This window comes from Bradyrhizobium sp. 186 (assembly GCF_023101685.1).
In the GTDB taxonomy this organism is placed as follows: domain Bacteria; phylum Pseudomonadota; class Alphaproteobacteria; order Rhizobiales; family Xanthobacteraceae; genus Bradyrhizobium.
Genome location: NZ_CP082164.1, coordinates 271,778 through 292,206 on the forward strand (window position 1 = coordinate 271,778; position 20,429 = coordinate 292,206).

The window sequence follows — 20,429 nt, forward strand, 5'->3', positions numbered from 1 at the left end:
GCTAGGTGGTACAAAGTGGCAGTCGATTGGTGGGGAAGAATCGCCACGGCGTGGCGCACCCGACACGATTCGAACGTGTGACCTTTGCCTTCGGAGGGCAACGCTCTATCCAGCTGAGCTACGGGTGCAACGAGGCCTCATGTAGCCGATTGGCGAGGGGCGGGCAACCGCTTCTCGCCGCGGCCGGCTAGGCCGATTTGCGCCGGGCCGGCGCCGGAACCGGCAAGGGGTCGCGGCCGAGCCCGCCGAGTTCGGCGAGCAGGCGTTCGGCGCAGATGACGCGGTTGCGGCCGAGCCGTTTTGCGGCGTACAGGGCCTCATCGGCCGATCCGAGCAGCCGGTCGGGTCCGCCATCGCTCTCGCCCGGGATGTGGCTGGCGACCCCGACACTGAGGGTGACGTGGTCGCCGGCCCCAACGGCGGCATGGGCGATCCGCAAGGCCATGACCGCACTGCGAATCTCCTCGGCGATGGCACAGGCGGCGTCGCTATTCATCTCCGGCAGGATCAATGCGAACTCCTCGCCGCCATAGCGGCTGGCGAGGTCGAGCGGGCGCATCGCATGCCGGCTGACGACGGCGGCGACCGCGCGCAGGCATTCGTCCCCGGGCTGGTGGCCGTGCCGGTCGTTGAACAGCTTGAAATGATCGACGTCGACGAACAGCAGCGCTAAGGGCTTCTGCGTCCGCTGGGCGCGGGCCCACTCCGTCATCAGCATCTGGTCGAAGGAGCGGCGGTTCGAGAGCCCGGTCAAGCCGTCCTTGGTGGCGAGCTCCTTGAGCGCCATCTCGGCGCGCTTCTGATCGGTGAGGTCGCGCAGCGTCTCCACCACCGCGATCAGATTGCCGGCCTCGTCGTGAATCGGACCGGCGTCGATGGCGAGATAGAGCTGGCTGCCGAGCTTCGGCATCACGCACCAGTTTTCCGCGCTGAAGCCGAGGCCGTTGTGACCGCGCGCGGCATATTCCGAATAGAGCTCCGGCAGCTGTCCCGGCCGGTCGAGCGCGACCAAATCGGCGAGGCAATGGCGCTTGGTCTCGTAGAAGGCCTGCCAGTGCTTTGTCGTGCCCGTCACTTCCGAGGCGGCGACGCCGGTCAACCGCTCGCAGGCGCGATTCCAGATCACGACGCGGCGCTTCGGGTCGATCACGAAGGTCGGCACCACCAGATGCTGCATCAGCCGCACCGCGTAGGAATCCGCGATGTCGACGGTTTTGGTAGGTTTCGCCATCTCAGGCCACCGCTGCCACCGGGGCGTCGCCGCCCGGGCCGAATAGCTTCCGCACCTCGGCGGCCGGCTTCGCGGCGCTGAACAGATAGCCCTGCATCTCGGTGCAGCCGAGCGCGCGCAGCATCTCGCGCTGGGCCCCGGTCTCGACGCCTTCGGCGACCGTGGTCATGTTGCTGGCGGCGGCGATGTTCACCACCGCCTGCACGATGACGGGCGCGCCGCCGGCGTCTGCGATGTCGGCGACGAAGCAGCGGTCGATCTTGATCTTGTCGAACGGAAAGCGCTTCAGATAGCTCAGCGAGGAGTAGCCGGTACCGAAATCGTCGAGCGCGATGCGCACGCCGATCGAGCGGAGCTGGTGCAGGATCGACAGCGCCGCCTCGTCGTCGCGGATCAGCACGGCCTCGGTGATTTCGAGCTCGAGCCGGCGTGGGTCAAGCCCGGAGGCGGCGAGCGCGCCTGCGATCTTGAGCGCGAGCGTGTCGCATTTGAGCTGCACGGGCGAAACGTTGACCGCGAGCCGCACATGCGCCGGCCAGGTCGCGGCCTCGTTGCAGGCAGTGCGCAGCACCCAGTCGCCGAGCTCGTTGATCAGGCCGGTATCCTCGGCGATCGGAATGAATTCGGCCGGCGACACCATGCCGCGCTCGGGATGGCGCCAGCGCAGCAGCGCCTCGCAGCCGGAGACCTCGTTCGTGCGCAGATCGACCAACGGCTGATAGTGGATCTGGAAGCCTCCGTCGGCCAACGCCTGGCGCAGGTCCTGCTCCATGGTGAGGCGCGCCTTGGCGCTCGCGTCCATCGCGGGCACGAAGAAGCGATAGGTACGGCGTCCCTCCGCCTTGGCGCCATACATCGCGAGGTCGGCGTTCTTGATGAGCTGATCGAGGTCGGTGCCGTCCTGCGGCGCCAGCGCGATGCCGATGCTGGCATCGGTCGAGAGCTGGTGACCGAGGCAGTGATAGGGCCGGCGGATCGCCTCGTGGATCCGGGTCACGAATGACAGCACATCGGCGGAGGATTCGACCCCGGTCTGGATGACAGCGAATTCGTCGCCGCCAAGCCGTGCGATCAGGTCGCCCTGCTTGAGGCAGTCGCGGATGCGGCCCGCGATCGCCTTCAGCAACTCGTCGCCGACGTGGTGGCCGAGCGAATCGTTGATACCCTTGAACTCGTCGACGTCGATATAGAGCAGCGCGAACTGGCCGCCGTCGCCGACCTTCTCCAGCTCGCGCTCGATCTGCTCGCGGAACAGCGCGCGGTTGGGCAGGTCGGTCAGCGCATCATAATGCGCCATATGCGCGATCTTCTCGTCGGCGCGCCGCCGTTCGGTGACGTCATCGACGACATGGATGAGGTAGCGCGGCTCGCCGGCGTCGTCGCGAATGCCGATCCGGGTCGAGGTGATGTAGCGCAGCCCCATGGCCTGGGTCTGCCAAGGGTGCTCGTCTTTGAACAACCCCTTGGGCGATTGCAAAGCCTCGCTGTCATCCTCGGTCACCAGCGTCGCCGACGGCTTGGGAAAGATGTCGAACGCCGTCTTGCCGACGACCTCTTGACGCGACTGGCCGAACTGCTGCTCGGCGACGCCGTTGATCAGCAAATAGCGCCGCGTGCGGGCGTCCTTCACCGTGATCTGCGACGGAATATGGTCGATGATCTCGCGCAGGAAAGTGTAGTTGCGGTCGCGCTCCTGCTCGAGATTGCGCCGTTCGGTGATGTCCTCGATCGTGGCGACCCATCCGCCCTGCGCGAGCGGGGTGTTGATGACCTGGAACGCGCGGCCGTTGGGCAGCTCATGGACTCTCGTCGAGACCGTGCCTTCGGCGACGATCCTCATGACGTCGGCGCAAAACGCCTCGACGTCGCCCTCGAACGCTCCGCGCTCCTTGCGATGATACATCGCCTCATGGATGTGGCAGCCGGCCTTGATGACGTCCGTGGACAGGCCGAACATATCGGCATAGCGGCGGTTGCAAGTGACGATGTACCCGGCGGCGTCGTACAGGATCAGCCCTTGCGTCATGTTGTTCAGGGCGGTGTCGAGCCGCCGCCGCTCCGCTTCCAGCCGCTCCTGGGCCTCGCGGTTCTGCCGGCTAATCTGGCGAATGATCAGGAAGAGGATCAGCGCAATCACCGCGGCTGAAAGCGTCGCCGTGGTGACCATGAAGCCGGTTTGATGGCGCCAGTCCGCAAGCGCGGCGCTCGTGGTGTTGGTCGCGACGATGACCAGCGGGAAATGCGAAAGCGAGGCCGCCGAGCCGAGGCGGTCCTCGCCGTCGATCGGACCCTTGACGCGCAGCGTGTGCCGACGACCACCTTCGGTCAGCGTCTTGCGCATCAGCGGCGCGTCCCTGAAATTCCTGCCGATTAGCTCCTCGACATGCGGGTATCGCGCCAGCATCGTGCCTTCGCGATCGAACAGCGAAATGGCCGCGCCTTCGGCGAGCGCTACGGAGGCCAAATAGCGGTGATAGTTGTCGGGATCGATCCGCCGCACCATGACGCCGAGGAAAGTGCCGTCCGGCATGTTCAGCCGTCGCGCGACGATCGTGGTCCATTTGCCGATGACGTAGCTGCGCACGGATTCCAGCAGCACCGGCTCGGATCGCGGGTTCGACTTGAAGGTCTGGAAATAGGCGCGCGACGAGACGTTGATGTTAGGCAGGGGCTGGGCGCGCGACCAGTTGATGATGTCGCCGTCCGCGTCGTAGATCACGATGTCGCCGAGGTAGGATACCGCGCTGAGCTTGCCGCGCAGCATCTGGTTTGCGGCAGGTCCGGACATCTGCGCGCGGAACATCGCGGGCGAGGTGATCTCCGGCAGGTTCATCTGCCCGATCAGATCGGCGGCGACGACGTCGGAGTCCTCGAATTGCTGATCGAAATGGCGCGCGATCAACTGAACGGTATTTTCCAGCTCGCGCTCACGGTTCGCCAGCGTGCGCTCGCGAAAATCGCCGACGGCCATGGCGGTCACCGCGAAGATGCCGGCAACCAGCAGCGCGCCGCACAGGGTCAGCCACAGCACCGGGCCACGCCGCGCCGCTGCCTCCCAGCCGTTGTTTGCGGCTAGGGACATTCCGGATGCGATCTTGGAAAAGACCTGGCGCATTCCCCCTCCCTGAGGGAACAGGAATACTATGCACAAATGGCGTAAACCTTAGGAAAACCAGTTACCTAAGGATTAAATGCGGTTGCGTAACGCACTGGCGTGCCGCAATGCGGGAATCGCTCTGCGGTTGCACGTCGCCGGCATCAAGCGCTGCGGTGCATCATTAATCGCAGCTTAATGCGAGGCGCCTGCGTTCTTCTTGCCGCCGCTATTGCGCAGCCGTCCGACCACGCCGGTCGGAAAGAAGTAGACGCTGGCAATGAAGAGCAGCCCGAGCCACAGCAGCCAACGGTCGGGGTGCAGCAGCCCCGGCAGCAGCGGCAGGCCGGCTTCCGATGCCGCCTTGGAGGCGACGCCCATCAGCGACTGCAGATAGTTTTGGGCAAGGATGAAGATCGTGGCCCCGATGATCGCGCCGTAGATCGTGCCCATGCCGCCGATCACCACCATCAGCAGGATGTCCAGCATGATCGAGAAGCTGAGCGATGTGTCGGGGCCGGCATAGCGCAGCCATAGCGCGTTCAAAATGCCGGCGCTGGCGGCGACCAGCGCGGCGAGGCAGTTGGCGTAAGTCAGATGGAAGACGGTGCGGAAGCCGAGCGCCTCGGCACGGAAGCGGTTCTCGCGGATCGCCTGCAACACCCGCCCGAACGGCGAGTTCACCACGCGCAACAGGGCGAGGATCATCACGGCCGAGGTGGCAAACACCAGATAGTAGGTCAGGATCCGGCCGTTGATCTCGAAGCCCAGGAGACTCTTGGAGATCAGCACCGTGCCGGGCCTGAGCAGCTCCGGCAGTTGAAAGCTGCGCCCGTCTTCGCCACCGGTGAGCCAGGAAAGCTGCGAGGCCAGCACCTGGAAGGCGGAGGCGACCGCAAGCGTGATCATGGCAAAGAAGATCGCCGCAACCCGCAGCGAGAACAGGCCGATGGCGAGCGCGAGCAGGGCCGCGAGCGGCAGGCCGACGACGATGCCGGTTGCGACCGCGGCCCAATTGGGGCCCATCCCATACAGCGCGATCGCGACCGCGTAGCTGCCGATGCCGTAGAACATGGTGTGGGCGAACGACACCGAGCCGGTATAGCCGAGCAGAAGGTCGTAGGACGCAACCAGAGCCGCGAAGACGCAGATCTTGGCCGCGACGTTCAGCGCCTTGGCGCCCGGAAACAGGAACGGCGTCGCCGCCAGTGCCAGGATGATGACGACGAGAACGAGCGTGAGGACACGGCTGCGGGGCGGATCGCCTGACAGGATCATCATCGGCTGGTCACCGCATAGAGGCCGCGCGGCCGCCACATCAGAATGGCGACCATCAGCAGGATATTGGACACGAGGGCGAGTTTCGGCACCAGGAAGCCGCCGTAATTGGCGACCATGGCCACGAGGATCGCACCGATGAAGCAGCCGCCGATCGATCCCAGTCCGCCGATGATGACGACGACGAAAATCAGCACCGTGAGCTCGTCGCTCATGGAGGCATGGACCTGCTCGCGGTAGAGCGCCCACATCACGCCGCCGAGGCCGGCGAGCGCCGATCCCGTCATGAATACGCCGAGGAACAGCCGGCGGATGCGATATCCGAGCGCCTCCACCATCTCGCGGTTCTCGACGCCGGCGCGGATCAACAGGCCGAGCTTGGTGCGATTGAGCACGAGCTGGATCGCGACGAACACGGCGAGGCCGATCAGCATCGCCAGGACGCGGTATTTCGCGATCGCGACGTCGCCCATGATGAACGAGCCGCGCAGCGAAGTCGGCAGCGGCGCCGGGATGATCTGCGGCCCCCACAGCGCATAGAGCGTCTGCTCGGCGACGATCAGGCCGCCTGTCGTCATCAAAATCTGCTTCAGGTGCTGGCCGTAGACCGGGAGGATCAGCACACGCTCGACGATCAGGCCGAGCGCGCCGGACACGGCCATCGAGAGCAGCGCCGCCGGCGCCAGCACCGCGAGGTTGGTCCACAGCGAGTCGGCCTGAATGGAGGCCGCGAACGGTGCCAGCACCAGGGTCGCGACATAGGCGCCGACCGCGATGAATGCGCCATGGCCGAAATTGAGCACATCCATCAGGCCGAACACCAGCGTCAGGCCGGAGGCCATGATGAAGATCATCATGCCCATGGCGAGGCTCGCGGCGGTCAGCGTCAGCCAGGTGCTGGGCGAACCGATCAGCGGGATCACGGCGATCGCCAGCGCAATCGGCAGCAGGATCGGCGCGATATCGCGCTTCGGCTTCGGCAGCGGATCGGTTGCGGCAAGCTCGGTCATTGATGCGCCTCCAGGCTGAGGCCCAGCAGCCGCTCCTGGAGCGGCACGTCGGCGGCCAAGGCCGCCATCGCGCCGCGATGGACGATGGTGCCGTTGTCCATGACCAGCACGTTGTCGCCGAGCTCGCGGGCGGCGAAGAAATTCTGCTCGACCATGAGAATGGTGGCGCCCTTGCGCTTGATCTCCTTCAGGCACTCGATCAGCGCCATCACGATCGCGGGCGCCAGCCCCTTGGTCGGCTCGTCGATCAGCAGCAGCTTGCGCGGCTCGATGATGGCGCGCGCGATCGAAAGCATCTGCTTCTGGCCGCCCGAGAGGCTGCCGGCGCGCGACAGCCAGAACCGGCGCAGTGCCGGGAAGAAGCCAAAAATCCAGTCGAGCTGGCTATCGTCGAGCGGTCCGTCGCGTGCCGCCAGCACCAGGTTTTCCTTCACCGTGAGATCGGAGAACACCGCCATGCTCTCTGGCACGTAGCCGACGCCGAGCCGCGCGATATCGGGCGTGGTGCGGCTCTCGATGCGCTCGCCGGCGAGGCTGATTTCGCCGCTTGATGCCTGCCAGAGACCCATGATGGTGCGCAGCGTTGTGGTCTTGCCGGCGCCGTTGCGGCCGAGCAGCATCGTGGTCTGCCCCTGCGCCACCGCGAGATCGATGCCCTGGAGGATGTGGTAGCGGCCGATATGGGTGTGCACGCCGGAGAGTTTGAGCAGATCCGTCATGCTGCACTCCCTGATGTCGCGTTCTTCGGGGCAATGCCGAGATAGGCTTCCTGCACGATCGGCGAGGCGATCACCTCGGCCGGCAGGCCGTCGGCGACGAGCTGGCCGTTATGCAGCACGATGATGCGGTCGGCGAGCGAGCGCACCACATCCATCTTGTGCTCGACCAGGAGGATGATCTTGCTCCTGTCCTGCTTGAGTTGCGCGATCAAATTGAGGACGACCGGCACCTCGTCGATGCTCATGCCCGCGGTCGGCTCGTCGAACATGAAGACCTTCGGCTCGAGCGCGATCATCAGCGCGACCTCGAGCTTGCGCTGATCGCCGTGCGACAGCGCGGTCGCGGCGACACCGCGGCGGGTACCAAGCGCGACCTGGTCGAGGATGGCGTCGGCGCGGGCGATCAGGTCGCGCCGCACCATCCAGGGCCGCAGCATGTCGTAATGGGTGCCGTCGGCGGCCTGCACGGCGAGGCGGACGTTTTCTTCCACCGTCAGGTTCGGGAACAGATTCGTGAGCTGGAAGGCGCGGCCCAGGCCTGCACGGGTGCGCAGTGGCGCGGAATGCTGCGTGATGTCGGTGCCGTCGAACAGGATGCTGCCGCTCGACGCGCGCAACTGGCCCGAGATCAGGTTGAAATAGGTGGTCTTGCCGGCGCCATTCGGGCCGACGATGGCGGTGAGCTCGCCCGGGCGGAAGCTGCAGGTGACGTTGTTGACCGCGACATGGCCGCCGAAGCGGATGGTGAGGTCGCGCGTCTCTAACGTCAGGGCCATCAGGATAACTCTGGGGAGTTTGAACGACCTCTCCCCGCACATGCGGGGAGAGGAGATGGGATATCAGCGCTTGTTGCGGACCGGAACGTCCATGTCCTCGATCTTCAGCTCGCGCACCGGCTCGAGCACAGCCCAGGCGACGTTCGGATCGACCTTGACCTTGAAGTGATACATGCTCTGGAGCGCCTGATGGTCTTCTTTCCGGAACACCATCTTGCCCTTCGGCGTGTCGAACTCGAGGCCTTCCATCGCGGTGATCAGCTTCTCGGTGTCGGTCGACTTCGCCTTGGTGACGGCGGCGACGACGGACATCGCGGCCGCAAAGCCGCCCGCGGTGAAGAAGTCAGGCGGCGCGTTGAAGCGCTTCTGGTGCTCGGCGACCAGCCAGTCGTTCACCGGGTTCTTCGGGATAGCATAGAAATAGTAGGTCGCGCCCTCCATGCCGGGCAGGCCCTTGTAGGCGGCCAGCGCCGGCAGGATGTTGCCGCCGGTGGACAACTCGATGCCGTAGCGCTTCGGATCCATGTCCTGGAGCTTTGCCAGCGGATTGCCGGCGCCGGCCCAGATCACCCAGATCACCTTGCGGCCCGGCTTGTCCTTCAGAGCGTCGAACAGGCGCTGGCCGACCGCGGTGAAATCGGTGGTGGAGGTCGGGGCATATTCTTCCGCAGCAAGCGTCGCGCCGGTCTTGGCGAGCGCTTCCTTGAAGGCGGCGACGCCGTCACGGCCGAAGGCGTAGTCCTGCGCCAGCGTCGCCACGGTGACGCCCTGCTTGCCGATCGCGACCGCGTTCGAGATCGCGTCCTGCGAGGAGTTGCGCGCCGTGCGGAAGATGTAGCGATTCCACTTCTCGCCGGTAATCTGGTCCGCGACCGCCGGCTCGACGATCAGGATCTTCTTGTTCTCTTCGGCGACGGGCAGGATCGCGAGTGCCGCGGCCGACGAGGTCGTGCCGATCGCGATGTCGGCCTTGTCGTCCTGATAGGCTTCGGCGAGCGCGGCCTTGGAGAGGTCCGGCTTGCCCTGGTCGTCCTTGGTGATGACGACGATCTTGCGGCCGTCGAGCATCATCGTGCCCTTGGTGGCGTATTCGAAGCCCATTTGCAGGCCGGTCTCGGTCTGCTTGGCATAGGCCTCCAGCGGCCCGGTCTTGCCGTAGATCAGCGCGACCTTGAGGTCGTCGGCCCGCGCGGAGCTGCTCGCGGCCAGGCCGAGAATGGCTGCTGTTAAAATGAGTGATCGACGCACGGTGGTCCCTCCTGATTCAAAGTTTCTCTGCAACAGCGATTTGCATAACAGTACTAACATTGCAATCCAACCTTCCGGCCGAGCCCGCCGACATACGAGCGTGCATCATTTTTGGGCCTGCCGCGTCGCGCGTACGTCGCCCGATCCGGCGGAAGAGCCGCCTCCTTCGATCTGCCGCCAGTCTGATTGCGCCTCGTCCGCACTCTCGAAGATGTGCGGCGCTACGCCGCGCTTCTCCAGGGCCTCACCGAGCTTGATGCGCAGGAAGCCGGACGTGGTGTAGCGTGAGACGCCGGAATAGAAACGGTCGACGAGGCTGCGGACCATGGCCGAATAGTCATCGAGCAGTTCCGGCAGGATCGAGAAGTTGTCATAGTTGACGATGGCGTAGACCCGGCGGCCGAGCGGGGCGAGCCTGGCCTCGACGATCCGCGCAATGGCGTCGATGTCGGCCTTGCTGCGCAGCGGATAGCGTTCCAGGTTGACGAAGAAGAGGTTCTGCCGCTCGTCCAGCGTGAAACGCTGGTCGAGCGGGATGGTCAGCAGGCGCTCGCGCAGGCCCATCGATTCGTCGCGGAAGATGCGCCCATCCATCAAGGCCGGGTCGCGTGGGATCAGCGGCTTGAAATCCATCAGGCGTAGAATGTCGCGCTCGATGTCGATACCGGGCGCGACTTCGATCAGTTCGAGCCCGTTGGGGCGCAGCGCAAAGACGCAGCGCTCGGTGACATACAGCGCGCGCTGCTGCCGCGCGGCGGCAAACGGGCCGCTGAAGGTGACGTGCTCGACCTTGTCGACGAATTTGTGTGACGTCGCTTCCTCCAGGATCGAAAGCCTGCCGTCGTTGACCGCGATGCGCTGCCTGCCAGCACCGAACGTGCCGACGAACACGACCTCCTTGGCGTTCTGGCTGATATTGATGAACCCGCCGGCGCCGGCGAGCTTTGGCCCGAACTTGCTGACGTTGAGGTTGCCGGCCCGGTCGACCTGCGCGAGGCCGAGGAAGGCCGCATCGAGGCCGCCGCCGTCATAGAAGTCGAACTGATAGGGCTGATCGATCACGGCCTGCGTGTTGATCGCCGCGCCGAAATCGATGCCGCTCGCTGGGATCCCGCCGATCACACCCGGCTCCGCGGTCAGCGTGATGAGGTCGATGATCCGCTCTTCATTGGCGACCGAGGCGATGCCCTCGGGCATGCCGATGCCGAGATTGACCACGCTGTTGGCCTTGAGCTCGAAGGCGGCCCGCCGGGCGATGATCTTGCGCTCGCTCATCGGCATCACCGGCAGCGAGGCGGCGCGCACCCGGATTTCGCTGCTGAAGGCCGGACTGTATTGGGTGCCGAAGGTCTGCCAGTGGTGCTCGGGCTTGGCCACGACCACGCAATCGACGAGGATGCCGGGGATCTTGACCTGGCGCGGATTGAGGCTGCCGCTCTCGGCGACGCGCTCGACCTGGGCGATGACGATGCCGCCGGAATTATGCGCGGCCATGGCGATGGCGAGCGCTTCCAGCGTCAGCGCCTCCTTCTCCATCGTGAGGTTGCCGTCGGGATCGCCGGTGGTGGCGCGGATGATTCCGACATGGATCGGGAATGTCTTGTAGAGCAGGCACTCTTCGCCGCCGATCATGATCAGCTCCACCATGTCCTCGGTGGTACGCGCGTTCAGCTTGCCGCCGTCATGGCGCGGATCGACGAACGTGCCCATGCCGACGCGGGTGATGTGCCCGGGCCGGTGCGCTGCGATGTCGCGGAACAGATGCGTGATCACGCCTTGCGGCAGATTGTAGGCCTCGATCTGGTTGGCGATCGCGAGTTGCTGAAGTTTCGGTGCGAGGCCCCAATGGCCGCCGATCACGCGGCGGACCAGCCCTTCATGCGCGAAATGGTTGAGGCCACGATGCTTGCCGTCGCCCTGACCCGCAGCATAGACCAGCGTCAGGTTGCGCGGCTTGCCTTGCGTGTAGGGCGCATCGCCCTCATTGGAGAGATAGAGCTCTTCGAGCGCTAGCGCGATCTCCTCGGCAAAGCCGATGCCGACGAAGCCGCCGGTCGCGACCGTGTCGCCGTCGCGGATCAGCATGACGGCCTCGGCCGCCGTGACGATCTTGCCCTTCTCGGAGTTGGGCAGGTAGGGCAAGGCAGGATGCTGGCTCACGGCGTTTCCTCCCATATCTGTTGCAGGCCGCATGACCCCGTTTGTCTTGCTTTGCCTTGTTCGTATCGCCCGGAGCGGCCCGCGACCAGCCGCTCCGGCGCCGTGAGGGTTGCGATCAGTCCGTTCAGGACTGAACGATCTTGCGTGTTTCGGTGGCGAAATAAACCGAGACGACGGTGATGAGCGCCAGCACGATCATGTAGAGCGAGATCGGCCAGGTCGCGGGCGCGTAGGCCGTCATCAGGCCAGTGGCGATCAGCGGCGACAGTGCGCCGGCGAAGATCGAGGCAAGATTGTAGCCGAGCGAGACGCCGCTGTAGCGCACCTTGGTGCCGAACAGCTCCGACAGGAAGCTCGCCTGCGGGCCGTACATCGCGGCATGACCAATGGCGAGACCGAGCACAATCGCGATCCAGGCCAGTTGCGGATTCTTGGTCGCCAGCAGCATGAACAGCGGGAACGACATCAGCGCCGAGAACACCGCGCCGAAGATGTAGATCGGCCGCCGCCCGACGCGATCGGACAGCGCCCCGAAGGCGAGAATGGTGAAGGTCTCGATCGCCGCTCCGATCAGCACGCCATTGAGCATGTCCTGCTTGTTCATGCCAAGCGATTGCGTCGCGTAGGCCAGCACGAAGGTGGCGTAGATGTAGAAGAAGCCATTCTCCGCGAATCGCGCGCCCATCGCCAGCAGGATGTTCTTGGGATACATGCGGATCGCCTCGACGATCGGCATCTTCACCTCCTGCTTGGTGTCCTTGACCTTCTGGAACTCCGGCGATTCCGCGATGGTGAAGCGGATCCACAGGCCGACCAGCACCAGCGCCATCGAGAACAGGAACGGGATGCGCCAGCCCCAGGCGTAGAGCTGGGCGTCGGTCAGCATCGACGACACCACTGAGAACACCAGCGTGCCGAGCACCAGGCCGAGCGGCGCCCCCATCTGTGGCCAGCTGCCGTAGAAACCCTTCTTGTCCTCCGGTGCGTGCTCGACCGCCATCAGCACGGCCCCGCCCCATTCACCGCCTAACCCAAAACCCTGGATCAGGCGGCAGGTGACGAGCAGGACCGCAGCCCAAATACCGGCGGTCTCGTAGGTCGGCAGGAAGCCGATCGCCGCGGTCGCGGCGCCCATGATCAGGAGCGTGAGATAGAGCATGGTCTTGCGGCCGATCTTGTCGCCGTAATGGCCGAACACGACGCCGCCGAGCGGACGCGCGATGAAACCGAGAGCGTAGGTCCCGAAGGCCAAGAGCGTGCCGACCGTCGCGTCGAAGGTCGGAAAGAATAGCTTGTTGAAGATCAGCGCCGCCGCGGTGCCGTAGAGGAAGAAATCGTACCATTCGATGGCGGTGCCGATCAGGCTCGCGGTGGCGACCGTCACGTGCGACGGCTGTTTCGCCTGAAGCTGATGGACTGTGATCGCTTCACTCATCTGGCGTCCTCCCTGTTTGCGAATGCGCATGTGCAGCATGCGTCATTGTGCAAAGCGAAGAGCAAGCTCCGCGCCAGATGCGATCGGTTTACGCAAAGTGGCTGAAAATCCGGCAATTTCCGCGCCTGGGTCGGGAAAGTGGCGCAGGATACCCTGTCAGGAATCCGAGACTCCGGACAGTCCGAGTCTCGAAACTCAGACGGGGGCCGGTCCCGAGGCCAAGCCGAACTTGGCGAGCTTCTTGTAGAAGATCGCACGCGAGATCCGCAGCATCTTGGCTGCTTCCGAGATCTGGCCGTTGCTGGCGGCGAGTGCCTGTTCGAGCGTGTGCTTCTCGAATTCGGCCTCGGCCTCCGCATAAGGCACCACGATGCCGGTCGATCGCACCGGCGCCGCAGGCCTTGCATCCGCGCCGACAGGCAGGATGCGGACGAAATCGTCGCCGGTCAGCCGCCCGGAATCGCTGAGGATCAGCGCGCGTTCCAGGATGTTGCGGAGTTCGCGGACATTGCCCGGCCAGTCGTAACGGGCGAGCGCAGCAAGCGCGCTCGGCGTGATCCTGACGTTGACGTAGTCGCCGGATGCGCTGATGTCATCGAGCAATCGCGAGCAGATATCGGGTAAGTCATCGAGGCAATCGCGCAGGGGCGGCAGGTCGATCGCAAGCACGTTCAGACGGTAGTAGAGATCGGCCCGGAATGCGCCGTCGCTGACGCGCTTGTGCAAATCGACATTGGTGGCAGCAACCACGCGCACGTCGACCCTCGACACCTTGTCCGACCCGAGCGGCTCGATCTCGCGCTCCTGCAAGACGCGCAGGAGTTTTGCCTGGAGCTGGAGCGGCATCTCGCCGATCTCGTCGAGGAACAGCGTGCCGCCGTCGGCGACGCGGAACTTCCCCTCACGGCCCTTGCGGTCGGCACCGGTATAGGCGCCGGGCGCGGTGCCGAAAAATTCGGATTCGATCAGCGTGTCGGGAATGGCGGCGACGTTGACGCTGACGAACGGTTTCTCTGCACGGGAGGAGGCGTTGTGGATCGCCTGCGCCAGCATCTCCTTGCCGGTCCCGGTCTCGCCGGTGAGAAGCACCGTGACGCTCTGCCGCGCGGCGCGGCCCGCGAGCTCCTTGGCCCGGGCAATCGCCGGCGTGCCGCCGACGAAATCGGCGAAAGTGAAGCGCGCCGCACGGGCGTTCGACAATTGCCGTCGCGCCAGCCGCAGGTCGCTCTCAAGCTGGGTGACGCGGGCGAGCAGGGGTTTGAGGCTTTCCAGGTGGTCGTACAGCACGAAGCCGATCGCGCCGATGACTTTGCGGTTCTCGTCCTCGATCGGCATGCGCGTGACGACGAGCTGCTCGCCGCCGAGCTCCATGATGTCGAGCAGGATTGGCTCGCCGGTCTCGGCCACCTTGCGCATCAGGCTGTTGGGGATGATCTCCTCGATCGGCCGGCCGATCGCCTCGTCGGTCCGTTTCAGTCCGAGCGCCGCGAGGTACTTCTCGTTGACATAAACCACCCGCCCGCCGCGATCGATCGCGATGGCGCCCTCGCAGAGAGTTTCCAGCCGCTCGAACAGCGTCTCCATCGCACGCGCGCGGATATAGGCGGGGTCGCTGACGGCGGAAGGAACAGGCATGGCGTACCTCGATGGCTGCCAGGCCCGCGGGCTTGGGAGGGCCGTCTGCTTATTACCAAAAGGCCAGCAATTTCAAAGGACGAAAACGGACTGCGCGGAGGTTTGCCCCAGCCCCCAGCTGTCGTCCTGGACAAGCGTAGCGCAGATCCAGGACCCATTACCCCAAGAGCTGTTTTGGCGAAGATGGGTAACCGCTATCTCGCGCCGCAACCGCTCCCTGGGGTAATGGGTCCTGGCTTTCGCCAGGAAGACACCGAGATCGTCGTGCCGCCTTCGCGTCTTGGCGGCGATCTGCCTCCGCGCCCTACCGCCGGTATCCGCTCGCCCGCGAATAGCCCTGCCGGTTCTGCTGCATCGGGCGGCTGGTGACGCTGGCGCGAGACTCGCTGGAGGCGGGCGTTGCGAGCTTCAGCTCTTCCAGGAAGATCGGGCGGGAGAAATAATAACCCTGCGCATAGCGGATCTTGGTTGCGGCCTGCAGATAGGCCAGTTCCTCGTAGGATTCGAGGCCTTCGGCGATGACGGTCATGCCGAGCGCCTCGCTCAGGGATTCGATCGCGCGCAAGATGCCCTGGTTGCGCGGACGCTTGTGAATGTCGGTGATGAAGGAACGGTCGATCTTGATTTCATCGGCGGTGATGTCGGCGAGCGCCGAGAGCGAGGAATAGCCGGTGCCGAAATCGTCGATCGAGATGCCGACGCCGAGCTTGCGGAACATCGGCAGGATCTCGGACTGGAAATGATTCTTGGCGACGAATGCCTCTTCCGTCAGCTCGATCATGAAGCGGGCGGGGAACCCGGTCGCCTCCAGCGCGCGTGAAAACGCCCGCATGAATTCAGGATTGCCGGCCTGCTTGGCGGCCACGTTGATGCTGATGCTCGCTTCCGCGCCAAAAGTGTCGTTGATCAGGTCGATCGATTTCACGATCTCGGCGAGCACGAGATGGGTCAGTTCGTCGATCAGCCCGAGCTCAGTGGCCAGATTGATGAACGAGCCGGGCGCCTGGATGACGCCTTCGTCGTCGCGCAGGCGCACCAGGGCCTCGATGCCCTTTACGGCCTGGGTCCTAATGTCGACCTTGGACTGGAACGCGCAGCAGAAGCGCTTCTCGAGAATTGCAAGCCGCAGCGACTGCTCGATCTTCATCCGCGCGAGTGCCTCGCGCTCCATGCCGGAATCGAAGAAGGCTGCCGATCCCTTGCCGTTGTTCTTGATGCGGTACATCGCGATATCGGCGTTCTGGCGCAGCGTCTCGAAGCTGCGGCCGTGATCGGGGTAGAGGCTGACGCCGACGGAGGTGGAGGCGAAGACTTCCGAATTGTCGATGAAGAACGGCGCGGTCAGCCGCTCCAGCGCCGACTGCATGAATTCGGCGACTTCCTCCTGGCTCTGGATCGGTGACAGCAGCAGCAGGAATTCGTCGCCGGAGATGCGCGACAGCATGTCGGATTCGCGCAGATCCCGCCCGAGCCGCTTCGACAGCTCGACCAGCAGCGTATCGCCGACCGTATGGCCGTAATAGTCGTTGATGTGCTTGAAATTGTCGACGTCGAGAAAGGCGAGCGCAAAGCGCTCGCCGACGCCATCGCGCGCCAGCAGGCTGTTGGCGCGATGCTCGATCACACGCCGCGAAGGCAGCCCGGTCAGCTCGTCGAAATAGGCCGAGCGGAACAGCTGGTCCTCGAAATTCTTCTGCTCGGTGATGTCTGCGGAAGCCGAGATCAGGAGCTGGCGTCCGGCGAGGTGGACCGGACGATGGGTGGTGAGCAGCACCTGGCGTGCAGCTCCGTCGTGGAGCGCTTCCTCGGTGACGACGGGCTGGCCGGCGCTCAGCGCCTGCCGGCAGGCCTCCCGGCGTTGCGCAAGATCCGGCGACGGCCGGCTGCCGTCCATGCCGAGCAGGGCCGCCGCGGCATCGTTAACCAGCAGAAGCTCGCCATGCGCGTCCTGCACGGTCAGGCCGGCCGGCAGCAATTTAACGATCTCCTTGAGGAATCCGAGTTCGGCCTCAGTCGCGCCGGAATATTTACTGTCGTTCATAGAAGTCATGAATCTTGTTGTTTCAGCGCGCCTTTGCAATGAACGCGATCTTGCGCAGTTCCCTCTTAGGTTTGGTTAAGCGGTCCGCAGAAATACGGGAGTGTCGAGGGCGAACCTGCGGCATTGCAGCACGCGCAGGCGATCGTCATTAACGGAGCGTCAACGCCGCGTGCGAAACTGTGCGCGGAGTACGCGATCCGCTTTGCTTTCGAGCCAGGCTATTCGCTTCGGGGGATGCGGCATTGCATGATGCAATGCAGCCCGGTCTTCATGTACGAGATATCGGTCTTGCCGTCGAAGGCGGACAGCGCCGACTTCAGCAGCTTGGTGCCGAAGCCGGGCGCGGACACCTTGTCGATGCTCGGCCCCTCGGTCTCGTCCCAGGTGATGGCCAAGCGGTCGTCGCTGACGGTCCATGACACCTGCAATAAGCCGCGCGGTGCGGAGAACGCGCCGTATTTGCCCGCATTGGTGGCGAGTTCGTGAAACATCAGTGACAGCGTGACCGCGAGCTTCGGCGGCAGGAACAGCCGGTCGCCGTTGAGGGTGAAGCGGACATGGCCGTAAGGCCCGAGCTCCGAGATCAGGAGATCGCGGATGTCGCACCCGGCCTTGTCGATCCGCGAGATCAGGTCGTCGGTCGCGGCCAGCGACCGCAGCCGCGGATCGATCCTGGCCCAGATCTGCGGCTGGTCCTGGAGTACCTGATGCAGCACGGCATGCACCGTCGACAGCTTGTTCTTCAGCCGGTGCTGGAGTTCGTCCACCAGCAGCTTGCGATAGTCTTCTTCCTCGATCAGGCGTTTTGAAATCCAGCGCTGCTCCGCCAGCATCGTGCGATAATGCTCGACGCCCCAGATGGTCAGCGCAGATACGCCCCAATAGAGCGCCAGCAGGGCAAATCGCGCCCGATCGGCAAAGGTATCGCCGAAATTAAGGACGACGCCAAGCACGCCGCCGACCAGCGCCGTAATGATGCCGATCCGCAAGCCTCCGAACGCGGCGGCAAAGAACACGGCCGGGAAGTACGGCGTGAAGTAGACGTCGGGCCGCACATGCGCGAGGCCCCAGCGCGCCAGCGTCGCGACCAGCAGGCAGGCGATCGCGAAGGCGATGCTCAGGCCGAGCGACGGCGGTGCCATGCCATGCCAGCCTTTACGGAATTCGTTGATCAGTTTCCCCATGCGCCGCCCGGTTGCGATCTGCGTTCCAAAATCGAGCTGTCTGCGAGAATGTTACGCATGTCGCCCGCGCAAGCATAGCTTGCCTTGTCGGGAGCCGGCAGGGATAGTGAGCTCCGCGGCCCCCGGCGGGTGCCCGCCGTTTGGCATCAAATGGTTCGAAAACAGGAACACTCCATGGGCAGGCTGGACGGCAAGGTTGCGGTGATTACGGGCGCGACGAGCGGGATCGGATTGCGTACCGCGGAAGTCTTCGTTGCCGAAGGTGCCAAAATTGTGATCGCAGGCCGGCGTCTACCGGAAGGCGAGGCGCTGGCGAAGCAGCTCGGTGCGGCCTGCGTTTTCCGCCAGACGGACGTGACGGTCGAAGAGCAGATGCACGCGCTGATCGCGCTCGCGGTCGAGAAGTTCGGCCGGATCGATTGTCTCTTCAACAATGCCGGCGGCCCGGCGCAGACCGGCGGCATCGAAGGCCTCGAGGTCGAGCGCTTCGACGCCGCAATGGCGACGCTGGTGCGCAGCGTCATGCTCGGGATGAAGCACGCCGCGCCTTACATGAAGAAGCAGGGCTCGGGCAGCATCATCAACAATGGCAGCATCGCCGGCCGCCTCGCCGGCTTCTCGTCCTCGATGGTCTATGGCGCGGCCAAGGCCGCGGTGATTCATCTCACCAAATGCGTGGCGATGGAGCTCGGCGAGTCCAACGTGCGGGTCAACTCGATCTCGCCCGGCGCGATCGCCACCGGCATTTTCGGCAAGGCGCTAGGATTGACGACCGAAGCCGCAGAAAAGACGCCGGCTGTCATGCGCGAGGTCTACAAGAGCGCGCAGCCGATCCCGCGCGCGGGCCTGCCCGACGACATCGCGCACGCCGCGGTATTCCTGGCGAGCGACGAATCCAGCTTCATCAACGGCCACGACCTCGTCGTCGACGGCGCCATCACCGGCGGCCGCAACTGGAGCCAGCAGCAGCAGGGCTACGTCGCGCTGCGCAAGGCGTTCGATCAGGGGGCGTAACGGCAATGATGTGCTGTCATTCCGGGGCGATGCGGAGCATCGAACTATGGTGCGCAGTTGCGCACCTGAGAATCTCGAGATTCTGGGTTCGCACTTCGTGCGCCCCGGAATGACGGTGATCGGAGCTCACACCGCCTTCACCGTCAGCCGCAGCCCGTCGCGCGGCTTCGGGATCGGCCACATCTGCCAGTCCGGCTTGTAGCCCGGCTCCAGCGACACCTCGATGTTTTGCAGGAAATGCCGCGCAAAGCATTTGGCCTGCATGTAGGCGAAGTGCAGGCCGAGGCACATATGCGCGCCGCCGCCGAACGGCACCCAGGCGAAGCGGTGGCGGTTGCGTTGGGCCTCCTCGGTGAACCGCAGGGGATCGAAGCGATCCGGCTCCGGCCAGATGTCCTTCATGTGATGGGTATAGAGCGGATTGACGCCGATCGCGGTGCCGCCGGGAATCGTAAAACCCTTGAAGCTGAAATCGCGCATGGCGCGGCGCGGCATCGACGGCACCGGCGGCTTGATCCGTAGCGCTTCCTTGAAGGCCATCTCCGACAGCGGCATCTTTTCGAGATCATCGAAGCTGGTCGGCGCATCAGCGGCCAACCCGAGCGCCAGAACCTCGTCGCGCAGCTTTCGCTGCCAGTCCGGATGTGCCGCGAGCTCGCCGATGAAGGAGGTCAGCGACGAGGTCAACGTGTCGTGCGCGGCCATCATCAGGAAGCTCATGTGGTCGGTGATGTCCTGCTCGGAGAGCAACGCGCCGTCCTCATGAGTGGCGTGGCAGAGCTGCGAGAACAGATCCTCGCCGCCCGCCTTGGCGCGGCGGAGCGGGATCTGCTCGCGGAAATAGGCGACGACGCGCCTGCGGCCCCTCACGCCGCGCGCCATCTGGGTGCCGGGCAGGGGGCGCCGGATCGGGGTGACGGCGGCTGCGACCATGTCGACGAAGGCGCGGTTGATCTCGTCAACCTCAGGCCCGATATCGGCGCCGAGGAACGACGTCGCTGCAAGATCGAGCGTGAGCTGCTTCATCGCCGGATAAAGCTGCATCTCGCCCGGCTTGGCCTTCCACTGCGCGACGCGGCCTGCGATGCCGCGGTCGAGATCGTTGAGATAGGATTTCATCGGTCCGGACTTGAACGCGACCGACAGCGCCTTGCGATGCAGGCGGTGCTCGTCGAAATCCAGCAGCATCAATCCGCGCGGAAACAGCAGGCCGAGCACCTTGTTCCAGCCATGGGTCGAGGAGAACAGTTTCTGCTGGTCGAACAGCACGAGCTCGTTGGCTTCGGGGCCAAGCAACACGACATTGGTTTCGCCGAAAATGTGGGTGCGATAGACCGGGCCGTATTTGACGCCGTTCTTTTCGATGTGGCCCTTTGGGTCGGCGAGCACCTGGAAGGTCTTGCCGATGATTGGCCAGCCCTCGTCACCGGGGATGTGCGTCAGCTCGTTACGTTTTGGCGCCGTAAAGCTAAGTGCAGGCGAGGCCACATTCTGCATCGACATGACGACTGCTCCGGTAGGCTGACCGAACAGAGAACGCGCGACCACGGCATTATTGCGGCCCGCGCCAGGCTGATGCGATCAGCATAGCACAAGCCGAAACG

The 20,429-nt window shown here is 64.6% G+C and carries 14 protein-coding genes and 1 tRNA gene; 1 reads left to right on the plus strand and 14 read right to left on the minus strand.

Annotation, left to right across the window (positions count from 1 at the left end):
* Positions 1 to 51: 51 nt before the first annotated feature.
* From IVB18_RS01300 to IVB18_RS01360, 13 genes are all read right to left on the minus strand, one after another.
* Positions 52 to 128: transfer RNA gene (locus IVB18_RS01300), tRNA-Arg, on the minus strand.
* Positions 129 to 187: 59 nt separating this feature from the next.
* Positions 188 to 1,231 carry a diguanylate cyclase gene (locus IVB18_RS01305; protein WP_247987548.1) on the minus strand — a complete coding sequence of 348 codons (1,044 nt, stop codon included), beginning with the start codon at positions 1,229 to 1,231 and terminating at the stop codon, positions 188 to 190.
* A gap of 1 nt (position 1,232) precedes the next feature.
* Entirely contained in the window at positions 1,233 to 4,346 is a 3,114-nt protein-coding gene (locus tag IVB18_RS01310) for an EAL domain-containing protein (protein WP_247987549.1), read from the minus strand.
* 174 nt (positions 4,347 to 4,520) lie between these two features.
* Entirely contained in the window at positions 4,521 to 5,606 is a 1,086-nt protein-coding gene (locus tag IVB18_RS01315; protein WP_247987550.1) for a branched-chain amino acid ABC transporter permease, read from the minus strand.
* Positions 5,603 to 6,613 (minus strand): branched-chain amino acid ABC transporter permease, encoded by a 1,011-nt coding sequence (locus IVB18_RS01320; protein WP_247987551.1) that lies wholly within the window; start codon positions 6,611 to 6,613, stop codon positions 5,603 to 5,605. Before IVB18_RS01320 ends, IVB18_RS01315 begins: the two co-directional genes overlap by 4 nt.
* Entirely contained in the window at positions 6,610 to 7,332 is a 723-nt protein-coding gene (locus IVB18_RS01325) for an ABC transporter ATP-binding protein (protein ID WP_247987552.1), read from the minus strand. Before IVB18_RS01325 ends, IVB18_RS01320 begins: the two co-directional genes overlap by 4 nt.
* Complete coding sequence (locus tag IVB18_RS01330) at positions 7,329 to 8,108, minus strand: ABC transporter ATP-binding protein (protein ID WP_247987553.1); 780 nt, start codon at positions 8,106 to 8,108, stop codon at positions 7,329 to 7,331. Before IVB18_RS01330 ends, IVB18_RS01325 begins: the two co-directional genes overlap by 4 nt.
* Positions 8,109 to 8,171: 63 nt before the next feature.
* Entirely contained in the window at positions 8,172 to 9,356 is a 1,185-nt protein-coding gene (locus IVB18_RS01335; RefSeq protein ID WP_247987554.1) for a substrate-binding domain-containing protein, read from the minus strand.
* A 105-nt stretch (positions 9,357 to 9,461) separates the two neighbouring features.
* The gene (locus IVB18_RS01340; RefSeq protein ID WP_256476686.1) at positions 9,462 to 11,516 is read right to left on the minus strand and encodes an acyl CoA:acetate/3-ketoacid CoA transferase; all 2,055 of its coding nucleotides are present in this window, start codon (positions 11,514 to 11,516) and stop codon (positions 9,462 to 9,464) included.
* Positions 11,517 to 11,640: 124 nt separating this feature from the next.
* Positions 11,641 to 12,951 (minus strand): MFS transporter, encoded by a 1,311-nt coding sequence (locus IVB18_RS01345; RefSeq protein WP_247987555.1) that lies wholly within the window; start codon positions 12,949 to 12,951, stop codon positions 11,641 to 11,643.
* Positions 12,952 to 13,146: 195 nt separating this feature from the next.
* Entirely contained in the window at positions 13,147 to 14,586 is a 1,440-nt protein-coding gene (locus IVB18_RS01350) for a sigma 54-interacting transcriptional regulator (RefSeq protein WP_247987556.1), read from the minus strand.
* Positions 14,587 to 14,890: 304 nt separating this feature from the next.
* Positions 14,891 to 16,627: an EAL domain-containing protein gene (locus IVB18_RS01355; RefSeq protein ID WP_247987557.1), complete on the minus strand. Its 1,737-nt coding sequence runs from the start codon at positions 16,625 to 16,627 to the stop codon at positions 14,891 to 14,893.
* A gap of 218 nt (positions 16,628 to 16,845) precedes the next feature.
* Positions 16,846 to 17,811, minus strand: a complete 966-nt coding sequence (locus IVB18_RS01360) for a sensor histidine kinase (protein ID WP_247987558.1) — start codon at positions 17,809 to 17,811, stop codon at positions 16,846 to 16,848.
* 174 nt (positions 17,812 to 17,985) lie between these two features.
* Here IVB18_RS01360 and IVB18_RS01365 point away from each other — a divergent pair, with 174 nt between their 5' ends.
* Entirely contained in the window at positions 17,986 to 18,825 is an 840-nt protein-coding gene (locus tag IVB18_RS01365) for a glucose 1-dehydrogenase (protein ID WP_247987559.1), read from the plus strand.
* A gap of 126 nt (positions 18,826 to 18,951) precedes the next feature.
* On the opposite strand, the gene IVB18_RS01370 is transcribed toward IVB18_RS01365, so the two are convergent.
* Complete coding sequence (locus IVB18_RS01370) at positions 18,952 to 20,328, minus strand: cytochrome P450 (RefSeq protein WP_247987560.1); 1,377 nt, start codon at positions 20,326 to 20,328, stop codon at positions 18,952 to 18,954.
* Positions 20,329 to 20,429: the final 101 nt, after the last annotated feature.